The 23,641-nt window shown below is 53.8% G+C and carries 18 protein-coding genes, 3 tRNA genes and 2 rRNA genes; 15 read left to right on the top strand and 8 right to left on the bottom strand.

Translation table 11 applies throughout. The features are described from left to right. Positions 1 to 22: 22 nt before the first annotated feature. The 5 genes from IB212_RS04285 (at position 23) to dkgB (ending at position 4,452) form a co-directional block, all read left to right on the top strand. Positions 23 to 98: transfer RNA gene (locus IB212_RS04285), tRNA-Ala, on the top strand. 171 nt (positions 99 to 269) lie between these two features. After that, positions 270 to 3,173: ribosomal RNA gene (locus tag IB212_RS04290) — 23S ribosomal RNA — on the top strand. Between the two features lie 66 nt (positions 3,174 to 3,239). Beyond that, positions 3,240 to 3,355: ribosomal RNA gene (gene rrf, locus IB212_RS04295) — 5S ribosomal RNA — on the top strand. Between the two features lie 56 nt (positions 3,356 to 3,411). Then, positions 3,412 to 3,488 (top strand) — tRNA-Asp (locus IB212_RS04300). A gap of 160 nt (positions 3,489 to 3,648) precedes the next feature. Further along, entirely contained in the window at positions 3,649 to 4,452 is an 804-nt protein-coding gene (gene dkgB / locus IB212_RS04305) for a 2,5-didehydrogluconate reductase DkgB (RefSeq protein WP_188246079.1), read from the top strand. A 28-nt stretch (positions 4,453 to 4,480) separates the two neighbouring features. On the opposite strand, the gene yafC is transcribed toward dkgB, so the two are convergent. Further along, a complete protein-coding gene (gene yafC, locus IB212_RS04310; protein ID WP_028015603.1) occupies positions 4,481 to 5,386 on the bottom strand; it encodes a DNA-binding transcriptional regulator YafC in 906 nt (301 codons plus the stop codon). Between the two features lie 104 nt (positions 5,387 to 5,490). Between yafC and IB212_RS04315 the strand changes: the two genes are divergently transcribed. The 3 genes from IB212_RS04315 to IB212_RS04325 all read left to right on the top strand — a co-directional run bounded on the left by IB212_RS04315 (position 5,491) and on the right by IB212_RS04325 (position 8,452). Beyond that, positions 5,491 to 6,666 (top strand): MFS transporter, encoded by a 1,176-nt coding sequence (locus tag IB212_RS04315; RefSeq protein ID WP_188246080.1) that lies wholly within the window; start codon positions 5,491 to 5,493, stop codon positions 6,664 to 6,666. Positions 6,667 to 6,802: 136 nt separating this feature from the next. Continuing rightward, on the top strand, positions 6,803 to 7,603 hold the full coding sequence (locus tag IB212_RS04320) for an endonuclease/exonuclease/phosphatase family protein (protein WP_028015605.1): 801 nt from the start codon (positions 6,803 to 6,805) through the stop codon (positions 7,601 to 7,603). Positions 7,604 to 7,678: 75 nt separating this feature from the next. Next, positions 7,679 to 8,452: a class I SAM-dependent methyltransferase gene (locus IB212_RS04325; RefSeq protein ID WP_188246081.1), complete on the top strand. Its 774-nt coding sequence runs from the start codon at positions 7,679 to 7,681 to the stop codon at positions 8,450 to 8,452. A gap of 52 nt (positions 8,453 to 8,504) precedes the next feature. Here IB212_RS04325 and mltD read toward each other — a convergent pair whose 3' ends face one another. Both mltD and gloB read right to left on the bottom strand, forming a co-directional pair. Beyond that, entirely contained in the window at positions 8,505 to 9,869 is a 1,365-nt protein-coding gene (mltD, locus tag IB212_RS04330) for a murein transglycosylase D (RefSeq protein WP_041911175.1), read from the bottom strand. Positions 9,870 to 9,937: 68 nt separating this feature from the next. Beyond that, positions 9,938 to 10,696 carry a hydroxyacylglutathione hydrolase gene (gene gloB / locus IB212_RS04335; RefSeq protein WP_041911174.1) on the bottom strand — a complete coding sequence of 253 codons (759 nt, stop codon included), beginning with the start codon at positions 10,694 to 10,696 and terminating at the stop codon, positions 9,938 to 9,940. A gap of 32 nt (positions 10,697 to 10,728) precedes the next feature. Here gloB and IB212_RS04340 point away from each other — a divergent pair, with 32 nt between their 5' ends. Continuing rightward, a complete protein-coding gene (locus tag IB212_RS04340) occupies positions 10,729 to 11,445 on the top strand; it encodes a class I SAM-dependent methyltransferase (RefSeq protein WP_188246082.1) in 717 nt (238 codons plus the stop codon). Here the strand turns inward: IB212_RS04340 and rnhA are convergent, their stop codons facing one another. Further along, complete coding sequence (rnhA, locus tag IB212_RS04345) at positions 11,446 to 11,913, bottom strand: ribonuclease HI (RefSeq protein ID WP_028015610.1); 468 nt, start codon at positions 11,911 to 11,913, stop codon at positions 11,446 to 11,448. A gap of 64 nt (positions 11,914 to 11,977) precedes the next feature. Here rnhA and dnaQ point away from each other — a divergent pair, with 64 nt between their 5' ends. Beyond that, the gene (gene dnaQ / locus IB212_RS04350) at positions 11,978 to 12,709 is read left to right on the top strand and encodes a DNA polymerase III subunit epsilon (protein ID WP_028015611.1); all 732 of its coding nucleotides are present in this window, start codon (positions 11,978 to 11,980) and stop codon (positions 12,707 to 12,709) included. A 132-nt stretch (positions 12,710 to 12,841) separates the two neighbouring features. Further along, positions 12,842 to 12,918, top strand: a tRNA-Asp gene (locus IB212_RS04355). Between the two features lie 37 nt (positions 12,919 to 12,955). On the opposite strand, the gene IB212_RS04360 is transcribed toward IB212_RS04355, so the two are convergent. After that, positions 12,956 to 13,888 (bottom strand): DMT family transporter, encoded by a 933-nt coding sequence (locus IB212_RS04360; RefSeq protein ID WP_041911172.1) that lies wholly within the window; start codon positions 13,886 to 13,888, stop codon positions 12,956 to 12,958. Between the two features lie 101 nt (positions 13,889 to 13,989). On the opposite strand from IB212_RS04360, the gene IB212_RS04365 reads away from it, so the two are divergent. Together IB212_RS04365 and IB212_RS04370 are read left to right on the top strand one after the other, a co-directional pair. Then, positions 13,990 to 14,904: a LysR family transcriptional regulator gene (locus IB212_RS04365; protein WP_041911171.1), complete on the top strand. Its 915-nt coding sequence runs from the start codon at positions 13,990 to 13,992 to the stop codon at positions 14,902 to 14,904. A 144-nt stretch (positions 14,905 to 15,048) separates the two neighbouring features. After that, complete coding sequence (locus tag IB212_RS04370) at positions 15,049 to 16,995, top strand: TonB-dependent copper receptor (RefSeq protein ID WP_188246083.1); 1,947 nt, start codon at positions 15,049 to 15,051, stop codon at positions 16,993 to 16,995. A 78-nt stretch (positions 16,996 to 17,073) separates the two neighbouring features. Here the strand turns inward: IB212_RS04370 and IB212_RS04375 are convergent, their stop codons facing one another. From IB212_RS04375 to IB212_RS04385, 3 genes are all read right to left on the bottom strand, one after another. Next, positions 17,074 to 17,760, bottom strand: a complete 687-nt coding sequence (locus IB212_RS04375; RefSeq protein WP_041911170.1) for a response regulator transcription factor — start codon at positions 17,758 to 17,760, stop codon at positions 17,074 to 17,076. A gap of 84 nt (positions 17,761 to 17,844) precedes the next feature. Next, on the bottom strand, positions 17,845 to 21,177 hold the full coding sequence (locus tag IB212_RS04380; protein WP_188246084.1) for an ATP-binding protein: 3,333 nt from the start codon (positions 21,175 to 21,177) through the stop codon (positions 17,845 to 17,847). A gap of 2 nt (positions 21,178 to 21,179) precedes the next feature. After that, positions 21,180 to 21,776, bottom strand: a complete 597-nt coding sequence (locus tag IB212_RS04385) for a response regulator transcription factor (RefSeq protein WP_041911168.1) — start codon at positions 21,774 to 21,776, stop codon at positions 21,180 to 21,182. Positions 21,777 to 22,312: 536 nt separating this feature from the next. Between IB212_RS04385 and IB212_RS04390 the strand changes: the two genes are divergently transcribed. Both IB212_RS04390 and IB212_RS04395 read left to right on the top strand, forming a co-directional pair. Next, positions 22,313 to 23,053 carry a helix-turn-helix domain-containing protein gene (locus IB212_RS04390; RefSeq protein WP_188246085.1) on the top strand — a complete coding sequence of 247 codons (741 nt, stop codon included), beginning with the start codon at positions 22,313 to 22,315 and terminating at the stop codon, positions 23,051 to 23,053. Next, the gene (locus IB212_RS04395) at positions 23,023 to 23,502 is read left to right on the top strand and encodes a hypothetical protein (RefSeq protein WP_126296587.1); all 480 of its coding nucleotides are present in this window, start codon (positions 23,023 to 23,025) and stop codon (positions 23,500 to 23,502) included. The genes IB212_RS04390 and IB212_RS04395 overlap by 31 nt, the downstream gene beginning before the upstream one ends. Positions 23,503 to 23,641: the final 139 nt, after the last annotated feature.

Consider the following 23,641-nt stretch of genomic DNA (forward strand, 5'->3'; position numbering starts at 1 on the left):
TTGAAGAGGTTGGCAAAACGATGGGGCTATAGCTCAGCTGGGAGAGCGCCTGCTTTGCACGCAGGAGGTCTGCGGTTCGATCCCGCATAGCTCCACCATCTTTTACTGCGAACACAAGAAAACTTCAGAGTGAACCTGAAAAGGTGCACTGCGAAGTTTTGCTCTTTAAAAATCTGGATCAAGCTGAAAATTGAAACGACACATCTTTAATGGTGTGTTCGAGTCTCTCAAATTTTCGCAATCAGAAGTGAAACATCTTCGGGTTGTGAGGTTAAGCGACTAAGCGTACACGGTGGATGCCCTGGCAGTCAGAGGCGATGAAGGACGTGCTAATCTGCGAAAAGCGACGGCGAGGTGATATGAACCTTTGACCCGTCGATGTCCGAATGGGGAAACCCAGTGTGATTCGTCACACTATCGTTAACTGAATACATAGGTTAACGAGGCGAACCGGGGGAACTGAAACATCTAAGTACCCCGAGGAAAAGAAATCAACCGAGATTCCCCCAGTAGCGGCGAGCGAACGGGGAGCAGCCCGGAGTCTGAATCAGCTTGTGTGTTAGTGGAAGCGTCTGGAAAGTCGCACGGTACAGGGTGACAGTCCCGTACACGAAAATGCACAGGTTGTGAACTCGAAGAGTAGGGCGGGACACGTGGTATCCTGTCTGAATATGGGGGGACCATCCTCCAAGGCTAAATACTCCTGACTGACCGATAGTGAACCAGTACCGTGAGGGAAAGGCGAAAAGAACCCCGGCGAGGGGAGTGAAAAAGAACCTGAAACCGTGTACGTACAAGCAGTGGGAGCACCTTCGTGGTGTGACTGCGTACCTTTTGTATAATGGGTCAGCGACTTATATTCTGTAGCAAGGTTAACCGTATAGGGGAGCCGCAGGGAAACCGAGTCTTAACTGGGCGTTAAGTTGCAGGGTATAGACCCGAAACCCGGTGATCTAGCCATGGGCAGGTTGAAGGTTGGGTAACACTAACTGGAGGACCGAACCGACTAATGTTGAAAAATTAGCGGATGACCTGTGGCTGGGGGTGAAAGGCCAATCAAACCGGGAGATAGCTGGTTCTCCCCGAAAGCTATTTAGGTAGCGCCTCGTGAACTCATCTTCGGGGGTAGAGCACTGTTTCGGCTAGGGGGCCATCCCGGCTTACCAACCCGATGCAAACTACGAATACCGAAGAATGTTATCACGGGAGACACACGGCGGGTGCTAACGTCCGTCGTGAAGAGGGAAACAACCCAGACCGCCAGCTAAGGTCCCAAAGTCATGGTTAAGTGGGAAACGATGTGGGAAGGCACAGACAGCCAGGATGTTGGCTTAGAAGCAGCCATCATTTAAAGAAAGCGTAATAGCTCACTGGTCGAGTCGGCCTGCGCGGAAGATGTAACGGGGCTAAACCATGCACCGAAGCTGCGGCAGCGACACTATGTGTTGTTGGGTAGGGGAGCGTTCTGTAAGCCGTTGAAGGTGTGCTGTGAGGCATGCTGGAGGTATCAGAAGTGCGAATGCTGACATAAGTAACGATAAAGCGGGTGAAAAGCCCGCTCGCCGGAAGACCAAGGGTTCCTGTCCAACGTTAATCGGGGCAGGGTGAGTCGACCCCTAAGGCGAGGCCGAAAGGCGTAGTCGATGGGAAACAGGTTAATATTCCTGTACTTGGTGTTACTGCGAAGGGGGGACGGAGAAGGCTATGTCAGCCGGGCGACGGTTGTCCCGGTTTAAGCGTGTAGGTGTGTGTTCCAGGCAAATCCGGTTCACTTTAACACTGAGGCGTGATGACGAGGCACTACGGTGCTGAAGTGATAAATGCCCTGCTTCCAGGAAAAGCCTCTAAGCATCAGGTAACACGAAATCGTACCCCAAACCGACACAGGTGGTCAGGTAGAGAATACCAAGGCGCTTGAGAGAACTCGGGTGAAGGAACTAGGCAAAATGGTGCCGTAACTTCGGGAGAAGGCACGCTGATATGTAGGTGAAGTCCCTGCGGACGGAGCTGAAATCAGTCGAAGATACCAGCTGGCTGCAACTGTTTATTAAAAACACAGCACTGTGCAAACACGAAAGTGGACGTATACGGTGTGACGCCTGCCCGGTGCCGGAAGGTTAATTGATGGGGTTAGCGGCAACGCGAAGCTCTTGATCGAAGCCCCGGTAAACGGCGGCCGTAACTATAACGGTCCTAAGGTAGCGAAATTCCTTGTCGGGTAAGTTCCGACCTGCACGAATGGCGTAATGATGGCCAGGCTGTCTCCACCCGAGACTCAGTGAAATTGAACTCGCTGTGAAGATGCAGTGTACCCGCGGCAAGACGGAAAGACCCCGTGAACCTTTACTATAGCTTGACACTGAACACTGGTCCTTGATGTGTAGGATAGGTGGGAGGCTTTGAAGCGTGGACGCCAGTCTGCGTGGAGCCGTCCTTGAAATACCACCCTTTAATGGCTGGTGTTCTAACGTGGACCCGTGATCCGGGTTGCGGACAGTGTCTGGTGGGTAGTTTGACTGGGGCGGTCTCCTCCCAAAGAGTAACGGAGGAGCACGAAGGTTAGCTAATCCTGGTCGGACATCAGGAGGTTAGTGCAATGGCATAAGCTAGCTTGACTGCGAGAGTGACGGCTCGAGCAGGTGCGAAAGCAGGTCATAGTGATCCGGTGGTTCTGAATGGAAGGGCCATCGCTCAACGGATAAAAGGTACTCCGGGGATAACAGGCTGATACCGCCCAAGAGTTCATATCGACGGCGGTGTTTGGCACCTCGATGTCGGCTCATCACATCCTGGGGCTGAAGTAGGTCCCAAGGGTATGGCTGTTCGCCATTTAAAGTGGTACGCGAGCTGGGTTTAGAACGTCGTGAGACAGTTCGGTCCCTATCTGCCGTGGGCGCTGGAGAATTGAGGGGGGCTGCTCCTAGTACGAGAGGACCGGAGTGGACGCATCACTGGTGTTCGGGTTGTCATGCCAATGGCACTGCCCGGTAGCTAAATGCGGAAGAGATAAGTGCTGAAAGCATCTAAGCACGAAACTTGCCCCGAGATGAGTTCTCCCTGAGACTATAAGTCTCCTGAAGGAACGTTGAAGACGACGACGTTGATAGGCCGGGTGTGTAAGCGCAGCGATGCGTTGAGCTAACCGGTACTAATGAACCGTGAGGCTTAACCTTACAACGCCGAAGGTGTTTTGGCGGTGAGAGACGATTTTCAGCCTGATACAGATTAAACAGAATTTGCCTGGCGGCTTTAGCGCGGTGGTCCCACCTGACCCCATGCCGAACTCAGAAGTGAAACGCCGTAGCGCCGATGGTAGTGTGGGGTCTCCCCATGTGAGAGTAGGGAACTGCCAGGCATCAAATTAAGTAGTAAGCCGGTGCATAAATCCGGTGGTTACAAGCAGTCTTCGGTGGAGCGGTAGTTCAGTCGGTTAGAATACCTGCCTGTCACGCAGGGGGTCGCGGGTTCGAGTCCCGTCCGTTCCGCCACTTATTAAAAGCCCTGAGTTAACGCTCAGGGCTTTTTTCATATCTGACGATTAATTATTGCGAAATTAGCAAAAATCCTCTGCGTTTTACGATCTTTTTCTCTATAACACCACCAGCGATAATCGTCCTCAGTTAACGAACATAACGATTGAGGAATATTATGACTCTCCCTGCATTTGGTCTGGGCACTTTCCGCCTGAAAGACGACGTAGTTATCGCATCAGTTAAAACCGCTCTTGAACTTGGCTATCGCGCAATTGATACGGCACAGATCTATGAAAACGAAGCTGCCGTTGGACAGGCTCTTGAAGAGAGCGGTGTACCGCGTAATGAACTGTTCATCACCACCAAAATCTGGATCGAAAACCTCAGCAAAGACAAGCTCATTCCAAGCCTGAAAGAGAGCCTGAAGAAACTGCGTACCGACTATGTCGATCTGACGCTGATCCACTGGCCGTCACCGAACGATGCCGTTTCTGTGGAAGAGTTCATGCAGGCGCTGTTGGAAGCGAAAAAGCAGGGCCTGACCCGTGAAATTGGTATTTCCAACTTCACCATCCCGCTGATGGAAAAGGCGATTGCCGCTGTTGGCGCTGAGAATATTGCGACCAACCAGATTGAGCTGTCTCCATACCTGCAAAACAGCAAAGTCGTAGATTGGGCAAAGCAGCACGGTATCCATATTACCTCTTACATGACGCTGGCCTACGGTAAGGCTCTGAAGGACGAGGTAATTATCCGTATCGCTGAGAAGCATAACGCCACTGCTGCGCAGGTTATTCTGGCATGGGCAATGGGTGAAGGCTATGCCGTGATCCCATCATCAACCAAGCGCGAAAACCTGGCCAGCAACCTGCTAGCGCTGGATCTTCATCTGGATGACGATGATAAAAAAGCGATCGCAGCACTGGAGTGCAACGACCGCCTGGTGAGCCCGGAAGGTTTAGCCCCTGACTGGGATTAATAAGACCCTCCCTCTGTAACCCGAACCCTCACACAGCTCCTCCGGGAGCTGTTTTTATATGCTCGCTCAGGAAGTCGATAAAGGCGCGTATGCGCGTGCTTACCGCTCTGTCGCTGTAATACACCGCGCTGAAAGGCATCTCGACCGGCAAACGTTTATCGGCCATTAGCTCTACCAGTTCACCCCGCGCTATCTCTTTATCAATCATATAGTCTGACAAGCAGGCGATCCCATTCCCTTCCAGGCAAAGCTGCTTCAGCGTTTCTCCGCTGTTAGACGATAACCCGCAGGTAATTTCATGAAGCTGGCCATCATGACAGGCAACAGGCCAGGTGTTCAGCGACACCGGCTCCGTAAAGCCCAGGCACAGATGCTGCTTCAGTTCTTCAACCGTCTCCGGTTTACCATGTTCAGCAATATACTGTGGCGACGCGATAATTTTACGGTAGCTGGCAAACAGCGGGCGGGCCCGCAGGCTGGAATCTGTCAGGGTTCCCGCCCGAATAGCCACATCTACTTTCCGCTCGATGAGGTTAATAAACGTCTCGGACGAGACCAGAGAGAGCGTCATCTCCGGATAGCGTTCACGGAAAGGTTTGATTAACGGCATCAGAAAATGAAGCACAACCGGCGTGGCAGCATCAATGCGCAGCAACCCGCGCGGCGTGCTGCGGGTTTCCATAATCTCCGTCTCCGCTGCGGCCATCTCCTGCAGCACCGACTGCACGCGGCGGAAATAACGTTCCCCTTCTTCCGTCAGGCTGAGCTGCCGCGTCGTTCGGTTGAGCAGACTCACCCCAAGCTTCATCTCCAGCTTTTTCACCGAACGGCTAATGGCCGAGTTAGCCTGTCCCAGCTGCTCGGCTGCGCGGCTAAAGCTGCCGCTCTCGACGACGGCGACAAAGATTGTCAGCTCTTCAGAAGTTGCTTTCATTGTTGCACCACCTGCAAAATTCTATTGATATTTTGACCATTTTTGTTATTTAAGCACTGGCGCATACTGCCTGTCATCTTAATCCTGATGATACGGAGTATTTTATGCCACTGGCGCTACTTGCCCTGACGATCAGTGCCTTTGCAATTGGCACGACCGAATTTGTTATCGTGGGACTGGTTCCTACCATCGCTAACCAGCTTGCCATCTCGCTGCCCTCAGCCGGGTTGCTGGTGTCCATCTACGCCCTGGGCGTTGCCGTCGGCGCGCCGGTGCTGACGGCCCTGACCGGACGTTTTCCGCGTAAACAGCTGTTAGTCGCGCTGATGGTGCTGTTTACCGCCGGGAACGTTCTGGCCTGGCAGGCACCGGACTACACCACGCTGGTGATTGCCCGCCTGCTGACCGGTCTGGCACACGGCGTGTTCTTCTCGATTGGTTCCACCATTGCAACCAGCCTGGTCCCCAAAGAGAAAGCGGCTTCAGCGATCGCGATCATGTTCGGTGGGTTGACCGTCGCACTGGTCACAGGCGTACCGTTGGGAACGTTTATCGGACAGCATTTCGGCTGGCGTGAAACGTTTCTGGCCGTCTCCTTACTGGGCGTTATCGCTCTGGTGACTAGCCTGCTGCTGGTACCATCGAATATTCCAGGCCGGGCGAGCGCCAGCCTGCGCGATCAGCTGAAAGTGCTTACCCATCCGCGTTTGCTTATCATCTATGCGGTTACGGCTCTGGGCTATGGCGGCGTATTCACTGCCTTCACCTTCCTGGCACCGATGATGCAGGACCTGGCGGGCTTCTCCCCGAATGACGTGAGCTGGATTTTGCTGGGATACGGTATTTCTGTGGCCATTGGCAATATCTGGGGCGGTAAGCTTGCGGATAAGCATGGTGCGGTACCGGCGCTGAAATTTATCTTCGCCGCCCTGGTGGTTCTGCTGATGATTTTCCAGTTCACGGCTTCAATGCAATACGCCGCGCTGGTCACGGTACTGGTGATGGGGATCTTCGCCTTCGGTAATGTGCCAGGGCTTCAGGTTTACGTTGTCCAGAAAGCCGAGCTCTATACGCCGAATGCGGTGGATGTGGCATCCGGTCTGAATATTGCCGCTTTTAATATTGGTATCGCGCTGGGCTCCATTATTGGCGGACAAACCGTCGAACACTTCGGATTAACCCAGACCCCATGGATTGGCGCGGTGATTGTCCTGGTCGCCTTCCTGCTGATTGGCCTGAGTGGACGCTTCGATAAGCCAGCCCGCGTAGCGCTGGGATAACATCAGTAAGTGCTTGCTTACAAAACTGGAAAGCGGTTTCTCAGAAATTGCGTTGAAAGTGTGACCTAAAGTCCCTATAACATTAGAACCAGTCCGTTTTCAGGGCTGGTTCATGTTACAGGGGCTGTTTCCAAAAGTGCGAAAAAATACCTATGCCATGCGTTATGTTGCCGGAATGCCCGCGGAGAGGATCTTACCTCCGGGGTCGTTTGCGAGCATAAGCCAGGCATTACCCGCCGGCACACCGTTAAGCAGCGATGATAAAATTCGGGTTCTGGTCTGGAATATCTTCAAGCAGCAGCGCGCGGAGTGGTTATCGGTACTCAAAAATTTTGGAAAAGATGCCCACCTGGTTCTGCTCCAGGAGGCGCAAACTACCCCTGAACTGGTACGGTTTGCCACCACGAATTACCTTGCCGCCGACCAGGTGCCGGCCTTTGTTCTGCCTCAACATCCCTCAGGCGTGATGACGCTATCAGCAGCGCATCCGGTATATTGTTGTCCATTGCGCGAAAGAGAGCCAATTCTGCGTCTGGCGAAATCAGCGCTGGTGACGGTCTATCCGCTGCCGGATACTCGTATGCTGATGGTCGTCAATATCCACGCGGTAAACTTTAGCCTCGGCGTGGATGTGTATAGTAAGCAGTTACTTCCTATTGGCGATCAGATTGCGCATCACAGCGGGCCCATCATCATGGCAGGCGATTTTAATGCCTGGAGCCGTCCGCGCATGAATGCGCTGTATCGCTTTGCGCGCGAAATGTCGCTGCGTGAAGTTCGCTTCAGTGATGACCAGCGTAAAAAAGCTTTTGGTCGTCCTCTCGACTTTGTCTTCTATCGCGGTTTGAGCGTGCACGACGCCTCTGTACTGGTGACGCGCGCTTCGGATCACAATCCTCTACTCGTTGAATTCAGTCCCGGCAAACCTGATAAATAATGGTGTGTCAGGTCTGCCGTGGGGCAGGCCGCGCGGGTGCTGCCCTTTTATTTTTAACCAACAAAGGACAGTACGATGACAACAACACACTCCCATCATGACAACGTAGAAAAACAGTTTGGTTCTCAGGCAAGTGCTTATCTGAGCAGCGCCGTGCATGCTTCAGGTCGCGATCTGGTGCGTCTCGGTGAACGTCTGGCGGCATTCCCGCAGGCGCACGTGCTGGACCTGGGATGTGGGGCAGGGCACGCCAGCTTTACGGCTGCGCAGCAGGTAGCCCACGTTACCGCATATGATTTATCGAGCCAGATGCTGGACGTCGTTGCTGAGGCGGCGAAAGCGAAAGGGCTGAACAATATTGATACGCGGCAGGGCTATGCGGAGTCTTTACCGTTTGATGACGCGTCGTTTGATGTCGCGATCAGCCGGTATTCCGCACACCACTGGCATGACGTCGGCCAGGCATTGCGCGAAGTCAGACGTGTTCTGAAGCCGGGTGGCACCTTCATCATTATGGACGTGATGTCTCCCGGACATCCGGTGCGTAATATCTGGCTGCAGACGGTCGAAGCGCTGCGCGACACCTCGCACGTTCAAAACTACGCCAGCGGGGAGTGGTTAACGTTTATCACTGAAGCCGGGCTGATTGCGCGCTCGTTAATAACAGACCGTTTACCGCTGGAGTTCAGCTCCTGGATAGCCCGTATGCGTACCCCGGAGGCGTTAAGCCAGGCGATTAGGCTTTACCAGGAGAGTGCGTCCGCAGAGGTGAAGGCGTACTTTGAACTGCAGGCGGATGGCTCATTTACGAGCGATACCATCATGGCTGAAGCGCAAAAAGCGCGATAAACAAAAAAGGCACCGAGGGGAATCGGTGCCTTTTTATCTTTCGATCGTGTTATCAGGAGTCTGGCGTGGCGCTGTTCTTCACAAACAGCGTCAGCTGGTCGCCCGGTTTCAGATTGTCAGTATCATTATTCCAGCGCATCACATCTTTGATGTTCACGCCGTGTCGTTTTGCGATACTGGACAGTGAATCGCCTTTGCGCACGCGATAGGTGATGCTATCGCTGTTGCTGGCGAGACGCTGTGCGCTGTTACCTGCTCCCACCGTCAGTGTCTGACCCACCTTCAGCCCAGAGCTGCGCAGATTATTCCACTGCTGCAGATCTTTCGCCGTCACGCCAAGACGTGAGGCAATGCCTGAAAGGGTATCCCCTGAACGCACCTTATAGCTGCGGCTGCTAACGGATGAAGCATCGGCGATCAGCGTTGACTGAACGGCGGCAATTTCACCCGATGCTAAAGACTCACGTAACTGCGCCGCATGTTTCTGCGGAACCATCACATACTGCGGGCCGCTTGCCCCCAGCGTCGAGCCTTTAACGCCTGCATTAAAGGTTTTCAATTTACTTACCGACATACCCGTCATATCAGCAACTTGTTGAATATCAACAGGATTGCTGAGGCGCACGCGCGCCAGTGCACGACTTTCGTCTGGTGTTGGCAGTTGTACACCGTAACGCTTGCTGTTCTTGAGAATATCGCTCAAGGCCAGCATTTTCGGTACGTAAATCTTCGTTTCCTGTGGCAGTGAGAGCGACCAAAAATCGGTGGATTTACCCCGTGCTTTATTCGCTTTCATTGCCTTCAGTACACGACCTTCGCCACTGTTATACGCTGCGACCGTTAACAGCCAGTCGCCGTCAAACATCTTGTTCAGACGTTGCATCATGTCGAGAGCGGCTGTCGTTGAAGCGACAACATCGCGACGCGCATCATAGTTGCGGGTCTGTTTCAGACCATAGTTTCGCCCGGTGCTCGGAATGATCTGCCAAATGCCTGCGGCATTGGCGCCAGACGTCGCGTGTGGGTCAAAAGCGCTCTCCACTATGGGTAGGAGTACCAGCTCCATAGGCATGTTACGTTTTTTAACTTGCCCGGCTATCCAGTACATATACGGCTCTGCCCGTAACGTTACATCGTGGAGATAGCTCTTATTTCTTAAATACTTCTGTTTCTGTTCGCGAATCCGGCTGTTTTCCGGAATTCCCATCTTTAGCTCGTCGCCAATAGAGGTCCACAAGTCTTGCTCCTGCGCGAAAGATGTCCCATCGTCCATCCAGCGCGCCGAACTTGTAAACTTCCCTGCTTCCCCTTGACCAGCTGCAGAAAGGCTCTGTGCGTGCTGTTGTACGTTGCTGCCGTTCTGCGACTGGCAACCTACAAGCAGGACAGAGGCGAGTAATATCGCTTTTGCCTTCATGTGTGTGTCAATAGTTGCTTAAAAGACGAGCGATGATAACGGCGAAATTTTGAAAAGGCAACCCGCATTTATCTGAAGTTATCTTTCTTTGACCTTAACCATGCAAATCGCTGTTCAGGTTGTTGCAAATTTGTTTCTTGGTTAATTTTATTAATTAAATCAATATCATCTGTTCGTAAAAATAAATTAATCTGGCGCTCATTTTTCAGAATTACGGGCAGTGTATTTTGGTTTTTTGCACGTAACTCCTTCACTTTGTGATAATAATCCTGAATCGCCCGATCCTCAGGTAAGAGGCTTGCAGCAAACTTCATATTTCCTAATGTATACTCATGGGCGCAACAAATAAGGGTGTCATCCGGTAACGCACTAATCTTTTGTAAAGACTGATACATCTGTTCAGGAGTGCCTTCAAACAGTCTTCCGCAGCCGCCAGAGAACAAGGTGTCGCCACAAAAAAGATAAGGTTTGCTGTAGAAACACAGATGTCCCAAAGTGTGACCCGGTGTAGCAAATACGGAAAACTCCCACTCGTGGATGAGGATATTTTCGCCTTCTTCGACTACTTGCGTCGTTCCCTTATTTTGTGTCTCAGCCGGTCCGTACACCACAAGATGCGGAAATTGGGCGCGTAGTTCCTGCACGCCGCCAGTATGATCGTTATGATGATGCGTCAACAGAATGGCGTCAGGCTGCCAGCCGTTATCATTTATGGCGCGCAGTACAGGGGCGGATTCGCCGGGATCGACAATGACGCATCGACGCTCGTCATCGACCAAAACCCAGATGTAATTGTCCTCAAAAGCGGGAATACTGATAAGATTCATACATTACCTCTTATAGCGTGGCGGGTGTTTTGATGAAACCGGCAAGGATACCTCAGTCTGTCGCAGCACCGGAACGTTGGGCGGAATTGCCCTGGGGTGAATACTATCGCGAGGCACTAGAGCAGCAGCTGAAGCCCTGGCTCGCGAAAATGTATGGCTTTCACCTGCTTAAGATTGGCAATCTCAGCGCGGAAATCAATACCGAAAGCTGCGCTATCTCACATCAGGTTAACGTCTCTCTCGGCGGATCGCCGGTTCAGGTGAAGGCAGACCCGTTGCATCTGCCATTTGCAGAGAAATCCGTTGATGCATGCCTTCTTGCACACGCGTTGCCCTGGTGCAGCGATCCTCACCGTATGCTGCGTGAAGCCGATCGCGTTCTGATTGATGACGGCTGGCTGATCCTCAGCGGATTCAATCCGCTGAGCCTGATGGGGCTGCGCAAGCTGGTGCCCGTGCTGCGCCGAACGCCACCCTATAACAGCCGGATGTTCACCATGATGCGCCAGCTCGACTGGCTTTCACTGCTGAACTTTGAAGTGCTCGGCTACGGCGGTTTTCAGGTACTGCCGTGGGCGCGGAAGGGGGGAGTGTTGTTAAGCACGCATTTGCCCGCCTTAGGCTGCATGCAGTTTATCGTCGCGCGTAAGCGAACCATCCCCCTTACGCTTAACCCGATGAAGCAGAGCAAATCGAAAACGCCTATCCGGCAGACCGTTGGCGCAACGCGGCAGTACAGAAAGCCCTGATCAGGATTCAGGCTGGTAGCCTGCATCCTCATGGGCCGGGTTTAAAGCCGCCGCGCGCGCCAGTTCGTCGCAGCGTTCGTTCTCAGGGTGACCAGCATGCCCTTTTACCCATTCCCATTTTATTTGGTGCTGACCTAATGCCGCATCCAGCCGCTTCCAGAGATCGACATTTTTAACCGGCTTTTTATCCGCAGTTTTCCAGCCGCGTTTTTTCCAGTTGTGGATCCACTGGGTGATACCCTGGCGCACGTACTGGCTGTCGGTACTGAGCACCACGTCGCAGTGTTCTTTTAAGGCTTCCAGCGCCACAATGGCCGCCATCAACTCCATACGGTTGTTGGTGGTCAGGAAATAGCCTTCGCTAAAAGTTTTTTCATGCTGGCGATAGCGCATAATTGCGCCGTAGCCGCCGGGCCCTGGGTTGCCGAGACAAGATCCATCGGTGAAAATTTCTACCTGTTTACGCATCTCTGGTAGACTTCCTGTATTTGAAACGTTCAGTTAAACGATAAGTCTGACATAAATGACCGCTATGAGCACTGCAATTACTCGCCAGATTGTCCTCGATACCGAAACCACCGGTATGAACCAGATCGGCGCGCACTACGAAGGGCATAAGATCATTGAGATCGGTGCCGTTGAAGTGGTGAACCGTCGTCTCACGGGGAACAACTTCCACGTGTATCTCAAACCCGATCGGCTGGTGGATCCAGAGGCGTTCGGCGTTCACGGTATTGCCGATGAGTTCTTGCTGGATAAACCGACCTTTGGTGAGGTGGCAGACGAGTTTCTGGAATACATCAAAGGCGCCGAACTCATCATCCATAACGCCTCGTTCGATATCGGCTTTATGGACTATGAGTTTAGTAAGCTCCATCGCGATATTCCGAAAACAAACACCTTTTGCAAAGTGACCGATAGCCTGGCGCTGGCGAGGAAGATGTTTCCCGGCAAGCGTAACAGCCTCGATGCGCTCTGTTCACGTTACGAAATAGACAACACCAAGCGAACGCTGCACGGGGCATTGCTCGATGCCCAGATCCTGGCCGACGTCTATCTGGCAATGACCGGCGGACAGACGTCGATGAAGTTCAGCATGGAAAATGAGTCACAGCAGACGCAGGGCGAAGCGGGCATTCAGCGCGTCGTCCGTCAGGCAAGCCGCTTGCGGGTTGTTTTAGCCAGTGATGAAGAGCTACTTAACCATGAATCCCGTCTCGACCTTGTGCAGAAGAAGGGCGGAAGCTGTATGTGGCGCGCCTGAAAAAACGCCACAATGCCTGTAAAATCATCGGTTGGGTGAATTTTGCAGCAAACGATTCAAAACGTGAGAAAAAGCGTTGACGAGATCGGAGGCACACCGTAATATGCGCCTCGTTCCCCAAGCGGGAACAGTGGAGCGGTAGTTCAGTCGGTTAGAATACCTGCCTGTCACGCAGGGGGTCGCGGGTTCGAGTCCCGTCCGTTCCGCCACTATTCAGGCCCACGTTATTTATAACGTGGGCCTTTTTCATATCTGTACTTTTTCGTCTGCGCGTTCGATCTTCGCGACTTTCCTTTGCGAGGCGCGAGAGCAGAGGGCAATGCCAAACAGAATCAGTACCGTGCTGACCAGATGATACGAATGCAACGTAACGTGCAGGAACATCACGCTGAACAGACCGCCGCTCAGCGGAATAAGGTGGGAATAAATCTCCCCGCGGGTTGCACCGATAGCCGCAATGCCTTTATTCCACAGCAGGTAAGAGAGCCAGGAAGGAAAGACCACCAGGTACATCAGCCCGCTTAAAAAGCCCGGTGCGGTATAGGCCGTCCAGTCAGGTAAGCCGGTCTTTATCAACGATATCGCCAGTACCGGTAACAACACCAGGGCACCGAGGACCGCGCTCACGGCCACAAAGGCATTCCCTCCGACGCTTTTCGGCTTCATCCGCAAGAAAGCACAATAAACGGCCCAGCTGGCGGCAGAGCCCATGGTCCAGATATCGCCGCGATTCAGATTTTTAAGCGTATCCAGATGCAGCAGATCGCCCTGCATGACCAGCCAGACGACGCCCAATGAACTGAGAACAACGCCAGCAATATTCTGTACTGATATTTTCTCTTTAAAGACCAGCTTGTTTATCAATAAAACCAGGGCAGGCGTTGTAGATAAATAAATAGCTGCATTAAGAGATGAAGTATATTGCAGGCCGATATACAGCGTGAGTGGGAACATAACCTGTCCGCACAGCGCAAGAAATATGATCGTACCTTTCGCCTTTTTCATCATCGGCCACTGGGCGCGAATCTGTCTGATATAAAGCATCGATAAAAGAAGAGCCGTAATTATCCAGCGTGCGGCGGATAATATAATCGGGTCTGCATGCGCCACCAGTAAATGACCGACGACATAATTACCCCCCCAAAAACAGGCCGCGAGACTAAGTAAAAAATAGGGCATAAAGGCTCCTGATAATAAACATTTTGTCTGCCTTTAGAGTACTGCCGGTGCAGAATTAAATGCTAATATAATATTTTCATCTCACGGTATTGGCTGAAACTATGAAGTTTACTCTCAGGCAACTTGAGTTCTACATTGCGTTAGCGGAAACATTACAAATTTCCAAAGCGGCCAGCCGTTGTCATATATCGCAATCTTCCATGACGGTCTCTATGCGCAACCTGGAGGAGGCGGTGAATGCCCCTCTCTTTATCCGTCATGCAAAAGGGATCCAGTTAACTCCCGTCGGCGAGCGATTTCTCAATCATGCCCGCAAGATCCTCCACGATAGCCGCGCGGCGGTGGAGGATCTCCATCAGCAGCCTGAGGCGATTAACGGCGTCGTGCGCATCGGCATTGCCGAAACCCTTTCCGCTTATCTGCTGCCCAATCTCTGGGGCGATATCGCGCAGCGTTTTCCGCTGCTGGAGACGGCATTTCATGAGGCGCCCGCATCGCAGCTGCTTCAGGCTTTGCGTCAGGGAGATCTCGATTTTTGTCTTTTGCTGACCTCCAATATCAGCCACGATAGTACGCTTGAGGTCGAAACGTGGATCCGTTCGCCGCGCCGGTTATGGACCGCCATCGGCCATCCTCTTCTCAGCGTGCCGGAGCTTCGGTTAAAGGATGTGGAAAAGGCGCCATTTCTGTTGCTGGTGACGGACGATTATCCCGATGTGATATCCGACTACTGGCAAAGCAGGGGCTGTCATCCTGACATTCATTTTCGCACCAACTCCTTTGAGGCGATTCGAAGTCTGGTCGCGCAGGGAAAGGGGGTGACGATTTTATCCGATCTGGTCTATCGCCCGTGGGCGCTCGGCGGTCAGCGCGTGATCCGGCGCACCATTGACGACTGCATTACCTATATGGATGTGGGCATCGTCAAAAACGTCGGGCAGCCGCTTTCGCCGGCCTGTTTGCGGTTGATGGATTTTTTACGACAGCAAACGGCACGCCTGGGCGAAGCGCGCTGAACTGCGTCCCTGAGATTTCCGTTATCCGCCAGATATTTCCTGATTTCCCTGAGGGCCTTCTTGCCCGCAGGTCGTGTATTCCGCTGCTGGGGATGAAGACAATAAGCGCCTTGCTTATTTTCTTTACCGAAACGGAATTGTGCTATGTCTGGTATCACCGCGAGCGGTATTCGTTCCCTGCTCGCCTCCCGTCCACTCTTGTTGGTTCTCTGCTGTGCCACCGCTTGGCCGGCATACGCTGAAGAGTCGATGACCGTTGAGGGGTATTATCGCGATCCCGCGTCATTTATCGCTCCGGCTCATACTCCAGCACAACAATTGCCTGCCAGCGACGGTGCGGGCGCGCTAAAAAACATCCCGGGTTTTTCCGTGCTGCGCAGCGGCGGGAGTAACGGCGATCCGGTGTTGCGCGGAATGTTCGGCTCCCGGCTGACGTTGCTTGCTGACGGCGTCAGCACTCAGGGGGGCTGCGGCTCGCGCATGGATACCCCAACGGCCTATATCACTCCGCAAAGTTACGACACGATAACCGTCATCAAAGGCCCACAAAGCGTGCTCTGGGGGCCAATGGGGTCCGCCGGAACATTGCTTTTTGAACGCCAGCCGGACTATTTCAGCGTACCTGAGCTAAAAGGCAGCGCTGAGCTGCTGCGGGGCGCGAACGGACGCGCGGATCAAAACCTTAATCTCGCGTTTGGCGACCCGCGCGGCTACGTCCGCCTGGACGGTAATCATTCGGAGGCGGATGACTACCGGGATGGTCATGGCAACCGCGTGCCGGGCCTGTGGCGCAGATGGAACAGCGGCGTCACGGTTGGGCTCACGCCTGATGAGGATACGCTGGCGGAGCTAAGCGTGGGAGCCAGCGACGGTAAAGCCCGCTATGCGGGTCGGATGATGGATGGTAGCCGTTTTGCCCGTAAAAGCGCGGCGCTAAAACTGGAGAAATATCACCTGAGCGAGCACGTCAGCAAACTTAGCTGGCAGCTCTATGCCAATGATACTGACCACATCATGGATAACTACAGCCTGCGTCAGCCCGTTGGACCGAAGCGTAAGTCTGAAGTTGGCGGCGTGGTGATGGGCAGCCGCCTTGCCGGCGTGTGGGAAGATGAAACCACCACGCTTACCGCCGGCGCGGACGTAATGCGTAAAAGTCACCGTAAAAAAAGCGCAGGATCGTGGCGTGACGATGCCCGTTTTACCCAGGCGGGTCTGTTTAGCGAATGGCGCCAGTCCGTCACGGCGGACGATACGGTCATCGTGGGTGCGAGGCTGGATAGCATTCGTGCGGACGATCGGCGCAGCGCGCAAAATAGCTCCCGGCACGACCTCCTGCCCGGCGCATTCACGCGCTATGAGTATCGCGTACCTGACGCACCCGTCATGCTTTATAGCGGCATCGGTTATACCGAACGTTTTCCTGATTACTGGGAGCTATTTTCCGGCAAGGCTGGAGAACAAAGCTTTCGTCAGCTGAAAACAGAAAAGACCCTGCAATGGGATAGCGGCGTGCAGTTACACGGCGACAAGGTTAGCGCCTGGGCATCGGCCTATGTCGGGCGAACTACCGATTACATTTTGTTTGATTATAGCCGCACGCCGTCGCAGGCCAGCAACATCAATGCCGCCGTAATGGGCGCGGAGACGGGCGCAAGCTGGAGCCTGACGCCCAACTGGGCACTGACGGGAAGCCTGAGCTACGCCTGGGGCGAGAATCGTAGCGATAAACAGCCGCTGCCGCAGATGCCGCCGCTCGAAGGGCGGCTGGCGCTGGACTATACCGGGCAACAGTGGCGCACCGGATTACTCTGGCGTGTGGTTGCGCCGCAGCATCGCGTGGCGCAAAACAAAGGTAACGTCACCGGCCAGGATCTCGGCCCGAGCGCGGGGTTTGGTGTGCTTTCGTGGAGCGCGGGCTACACATTTAACGACCATTTTGAGTCCCGCGTGGGTATTGAGAATCTGTTCAATAAATACTACAGCGAGCACCTCAACCTGGCGGGCGTCAGCCAGTTCGGATACGCCGCCAATCAGCAAATCCCTGAACCGGGGCGCGTCTGGTGGCTGGCTATGACATACCATTTCTGATCCTGAGCGTCATTGCTGAGAGCGACCGTTGAGGCGTACGTTTGCCTCTACCGCCTGTTTACAGGCGGTTTTTTTATGTCATATAGCAATATCGAACATTTGCGTTTTCGCCAGCAGGCAATAGAGCTGACAGTCGCTGTTTACCCCCAGTTTTTCCATCGCGCGCAGTTTATGGGCGCTGACGGTTTTATTACTCAAATGCAGCTGTCTGGCGATCTCTGTCAGACTCATCCCTTTGCAGAGCATACGCAACACATCAATTTCACGGGGCGAGAGCTCTTGCTCCGTTTGTGCGCCGGTCTGGAACAGGGAATGCATCAGCTCGCGCTCAATATAAACTTCCCCATTGATCACTGACGTCAGCGTTCTGCTCAGGGTTTTCTCACAGGTGTCCCGACTAATATAGGCTTTGGCGCCTGCCTCCAGCGACATGCGGATAAGCTGCGTGTTTTTGTAGGGCGAAAGCACAATGATTTTAAGCTGCGGATATTTACGGCTGAGCCATTTAATCAGCAATACGCCGTCCATTCCGTTGAGCGGGTTAACGGTTTGGCTGGTGGCAAGAGAAAAGCCAAGGAACAGAATGTCGACAGGCTGTTGGGATAGCAGTGAAAGCAGCTCAGATGGCGTTGCGGTATCGCCCTGAATGCAAAACTCCGGGCGGGGTGAGCCGTCGCTGAAAAGAGAGGGCATATTGGTGATCATGGATAAGACGCCACGACGGATAATGGTGTGCTCATCGGCAATAGCGATACGGACTTTCATGGTTTCTCCTTCGAAAATGTGGGCGACGGTAGGGATAACGCCGCCGGATGACCAGAAAGATACAGATCCTATGCAGAGCATTCTTTAGTACTTGTCAGATAATTCCTTCAGTGCGGTATCGAGTTGCTGCAGATTCGCTTCCATGCGCGCGCAGAAACGCGATGTCAGCGCAGGCAGGGCTTCAGCCGTTATGACCCCTGCCGCCAGCATCTCCGGCAACACTTCAATCGCCTGACAGGTGCGGGTGGCGTTGCGCATGGCAAAGAGGCTCCAGGAGGCCTTCAGACGATGCGCGAGCTGGCTTAGCGTTTGCGGTGACGGGGTGTTTTCCCGTAGCTGTCGAATATCAAGGGTAATGGCTTCGCGCATTTGCTGGCGCATCAGGGTCATGATCTCCGGTTGACCGTTGGCCAGACGCCGGAGTTCGCTGAGGTCAGGCCCCTGATTGCGCAGGCTGTATTGCTGCGCCAGCGCCTGATGCAGGGCATTGAGGGAGAGCGGTTTTCGCAATAACGCGTCCATTCCGGCATGTTTTGCCCGATCGTCCTCACTCTGCAGCGCGCTGGCGGTGTAACCGAGAATCGCGGCCGGCGCGGTGATGCTGCCGGCAATATCGCGCAGGAGTATTAACGATGTAAGTTGATAGCCGTCCATGAGGGCCATCTGGCAGTCGGTTATCAGGATATCCACCGGCTCGTTTTCCAGGCGCGCAAGGGCTTCGCCAGCGCTGGCGCAAGGAATAACCTCCTGACCCAGCTCCTGCAGCTGGAGCGCTAACACCGTCAGGTTTGCCGGAAAATCGTCAACGATCATAATGCGATGCGGTGGCAGCGGGGTTATTACAGGTGTCTCATCGGCCGTTGCCGCCGGGCTGGCGACATGAAGCGGTATGCTCACCGTCACCTGCGTACCGCTCCCCGCTTCGCTGGCTATCGTCAGCACGCCTCCCATCAGCTCGACTAACTGGTAACAGATCGCCAGCCCCAGCCCGCTGCTTTGCGGCGTGCTGCTGTCAGTCTGAAACCACGGCTGGCCGAGGTGTGGAAGGGCATCGGCCGGGATACCGATGCCAGTGTCGCGAATCAACAGCTGCAAATGTTCACCGTTGAGCTCGGCGTGAAAAACAATTTCTCCCTGCGGCGTATATTTAATGGCGTTGCCCAACAGATTGGCGATGATCTGATTCAGCCGTGCTTTATCGAACAGGAACCAGCCGTCGTGCGGCACGTTCAACTCGCTGCGCCAGTGGAGACCTTTAGCGTTGGCGCTGCTGGCAAAAATCTCCGCGCTGGCGTTAAGCGTCTGCCACAGGGGCCAGGCCTGTGGCTCCAGCCTTAACTCGCCTGCTTCAATCCGCGACAAATCCAGTACGCCGCCAATCACGTCGCGCAATGACCCGGCTGCCTGCCAGGCGATGTTGAGGGACTCGCTTTTGTCGCGCTCCATCTCAAGCAGGCCCAGCATGGCGTTGAGCGGGGTACGAATGTCATGGCTCATGCGGGCGAGGAAGTTCGATTTTTCAGTGCTGGCCTGCTCCGCCTGCGCCAGCGCCTGATTGAGCGCAGCGGTCAGCGCGGCTTTTTCAGTGATATCGATCCAGCCTCCGACCACGCCCTGAGGCCGCCCCCGCGTATCGGTATAGCGGCAAAGCCACCAGTAAAGGGTGGAATTGTTCTGTGTGGTTTCACCCGTTAACGGCGACGCGGCATGGAGCAGCGAGAGGCGATGCGGCAACGTAAACTGTTGGGCAAGCTCGCCTAAAGGCAGGCTGGAAAAGGAGGCGCCCTCTTCGGGCAGTGCCGTGAGTAACGGTGAGTGAATAAAGGAGTCGTTATAGCGCGTCAGCCGCCCGGTCGGATCGCAGACAAACAGCGGCACCGGGACATTGTTCATCAGAGTTTGCCAGAGTGAGAGCGCGTTGTGCAGCTCTGCCGTGTCCCGCTCGCGCTGGCGTCGCTGGCTCTGCGCGGCGCTAAAGGTCAGCAGGGCGACGAATGCTGCGCAAATCGCCACCACGGCGAGCATGACCAGCCATAGCGATTGCACCGGGGCGGTGGGTGTCGTCTGTACGGCCTGCGACAGGTTAAGGCTCGCGTAGATATCAGCCTGCGTTACGGACGCTATGACCGCATTCACCCTTTTGGCATCCGCCGGGTCAGAAATATTTGGTACAAACCATAGAGGCACTTCCGGCAGCGCCAGCGGCGTCAGCGACAGATTGCTGGCGTTATGCTGGCGCAGCAGGTGATGGAGTATAAACGCATCGCCCGCAAGCCCGTCCGCGCCTCCGGCTTTGAGCAATTCAAAACCCTGATCGAGCGAGTTAACCAGCACCAGGTTATCCGCAGGTAATGCCTGACGCAGTAACGTGACGAGCGGAGAGATGCGTATGACGGCAATCCGCTTATGCTGTAATGCGGACAAGGAGCCGGAAAGCGGGTTGCTGTCCTCACTGAGCAGGGCCCAGCTCAGTGAGTCAAACGTGATGGCACTCTTTGACGGTGGCGTCGCGCTGGCGACTATGCGCAACGTGTTCTCCGCATACTGAAGCGGGGGCGCATCAAGGTTGAAGGTCAGGCTATACAGATTGGACGGAAACAGATTGAGCAGCAGATCGCGCCATACCCCCTGAATATGCCCGTCAGGCGTGAGTGTGACCATTGGCGGCGAAATAGCGGGAAGCAAAACGTGCAGCGTGATTTTGGGCGCATTTTCCTTCACGGGGGAATGGCGGGCGTCAAAGACGCTGCCGTCCGGCAAAAGCCACTTTTGTTCCAGCCATTCAGCGTCTTCCGGGTTAAGGGTGTGAATACGCTCGTTGAAGATTTCCAGCGTGTTTGCCTGCTCAGGCAGAGCCCAGGCACGAAAATGTAGCGGGGGAGTATCGTCCAGCGGCGTCAGGGTCAGCGTGGTGGCGGGGGAGTGGGTCAGCCAGTTACGTAAAACAAACTCCGGGGCGATGAATTCCCGCGCTTTCCCTGCTGCCAGCTGCCTGACGTTTTCTCCCGGTGAGGCTGAACCCGTCGCAGAGCAGCGGGCCGCGACCTCTGACGGTAATTCCGGAAAGCACAGTGTACCGCCGCGTCCCTCTTTTATGCTCAGGGACGCCAGCGGGAAAGCGAACATTGGCTCGCTGGCGACCAGATCGGCTGCAGGACGCCTTGCGGCAATTAACACATCGATGCGCTTTCGCTTCAACGCATCCAGCGCCGTTGCCGGGTCGCTAAAACGCTGGACGTCCGGCAGCGTCGTATTGCTAAACAATATGCTGAGTTCATCATCCAGAATTCCCGGCGGCCGATCGATAGCGAGAAAAGGCGGCGCGGCGCTCAGCAGGCCCACGCGCAGCGCGCCAGCCGCCGCGTGCCCGCTTATCAGCATGAGGATAAATAATGTCGCCAGCCAGCCTCTGCGCATGCTCAGCTAACCAGCCCCAGACTTTGCGCGCACTGAAGCAGCTCGAAATCATTCCTGGCGTTGAGTTTGCTCATGGCACTCTTTTTTTGCGTACTGATGGTCTGCTTCGTCCGGTTAAGCTGGGCGCTGATCTGGTTCACGGTGAAACCGCGCACCAGCAGGCGCAGCACTTCTGTTTCCCGTTCGGTCAACTGTGCCTGAGGCTTCACCGGTTCGATTTGCCCCCGCAGGGTGCTGCGCAGCGTCTGCAGCAGATTGTTGGACAAACTGGCTTTGTTGAGAACGGCATGCACCCCGCTGCGCCGCAGCGAGTCCAGAAGCTCAGGATTGGTGATCATGGTGACCACCACAATCATGCTCTGCGGATAATGGCGAATCAGCGAGCGGATCATGGTTAATCCGTCCGGGCTGCGCGTGCCGGGCATACTCAGGTCGGTGATGATGATATCGACAGGCTCGCTCGCCAGTTTATTCATGAGTTCATCAGCACTGAGCGCTTCGTGAACGACCCGATAAAGGTCCGGGCGCGTCTGCAGCAATGTGCGCAAGCCTAATAAATAGACAGGGTGGTCGTCGGCAATCAGAACTGTTTTTAGCATGACATCCGATCCGGCAAGGAAAAGACAGGTGTTCACCGCACATCTTAGCGAATGGCGCTTTAGCATCACTCTTACAGTGTAGAGCAGAGTGAGGTGAAAAAGAGTAGCTAAAAAGTGGTGGGCTGTATAGTTGCTGGGGGGCATCAGCCGATCCTGATGGAAAACCGAAAGGTAAAGTAACGACGTTTTCACATTCTATGATAGAGATTTTTTCCGGAGCAGCTGAATGGTTTGTTATTTATCGCGAAATAGCGGCATGGAGGACGATATTTCTCAGGTACGGAAAGGAATTCCTTATTGTTCAGGTTGAATATCAGGTATTACTCAGGCGTTACTCAGAATAAACTTTCTGAACTCATGAATTGGTTGTGGAAAAATCAGGACGGGAAATAGCGCAAAGAGCGAAGGTACTATCATTTATAAGGATATGTTGTTAATTTGTGCCTGAATTAGATAACAGACATGTAACTGTTAATCCCTGCGCTTTTTCGTCATAACAATGTAAACGCTGTAATTTTATTATCCAGGACCTACCCGTGAATAACGAAGAAATCTCTCTTTCAGCGTCAGTAACGTTCGTACCGGAAAAATCATCTCTGGCAACCGTGGATCATGGTGATATACATCTGACGCCCAACGAGCGTCGTTTGCTGGAGTTGATCCTCAGCGGCAAATGTAAAAAAGAGACCATATTTGAAGAGATCTGGCTTAACCAGGGCATGATTGTTAGCGAATCCAGCTATCACCAGCTTATAAAAATGCTCCGCCGCAAGCTGCAAAATGCCGGACTGCCGGGCTCGATCATTAAAACCATTCCCCGTTATGGTGTAGTACTGGCACCCTGCGAAACGCAGGACAGTGAGGTCGCTTGCCCGCCGCCAGAAGAGCCTGATAACGCGTCTTGTCCCACTCCCGTCGATTGCCCGTCGTTGCCTGCTATCACGGCGGAGTCAATGAAAACTCCCTCACGTCAATACGGGACTCTGCTGGCGGCGCTGTGCAGCTTGTTGATTACCCTTCCAACGCTGGTGGTGGTCTGCACGGCGGACACGCCGCAGGCGTTTCAGGAAAATCTCTACGTAGATGGCGTCATGTTTCATCTCTCTTCGCTGCGCAGTGTCGATCGGCAGGCTCTGGCGAGAAAGCGGCATGCCCTGCCGGCGGGCATCAATAACGTGTACATCGCGTCGAACGGTCCAAAAGTGTTCGTTGCGCAATGTGAAGGCGAACTATCTCAGGAGGGAAAATGCGGTTACGAATACTATTCGTCATATTGATGGTTTGCATCAGCGTTTCGCTGGGTGGCGCGCTGGCTTACCTGACCAGCAACTACCTGGAGAGCAGAAAAGTGCCCGCCGAGCCCTGCAGCAGCGTCATACGTAATGGCAAATTTATTGATGAAAGCCTGCAGCATTACCAGTTTAATGGTGTGATCACCTGGTGGCCTAAACTCCACAGGCTAACGCTATTTGGTGTAAAAACCGATGAGGCCGGTAACCGGGTATTCAACCGAACCCTGCAGTTAAAATCGGTGACACAGAAGGGAAACGTCATCAATGGCCGGGTGGCAGAATTAAAAATTGCCGTTGGCGATCAGCTGCCGGAGAAGACCTTTCTGATAAGTGAAGATGGTCAGTATATTAACCTGTTATTCAAGCCGATTAATAAAGATAGCTGGCTGATGAAAATTAATGATAACTGGGTAGCAATGTGTGAGTATAAATAATCTCACGATAATTTTATTATAAGACATATCCAGGCTGACGAGTTTTAAATCTGCTGCTGCAGTGAGCTGTTCTCCTGTTTTCAGGAAGATGAATATCCTATCTTGCGGGACAGGATTTCATTATTAAACCTGGAGCAGG

The organism is Enterobacter sp. E12 (assembly GCF_014596715.2).
GTDB classification, from domain to species: domain Bacteria; phylum Pseudomonadota; class Gammaproteobacteria; order Enterobacterales; family Enterobacteriaceae; genus Enterobacter; species Enterobacter bugandensis.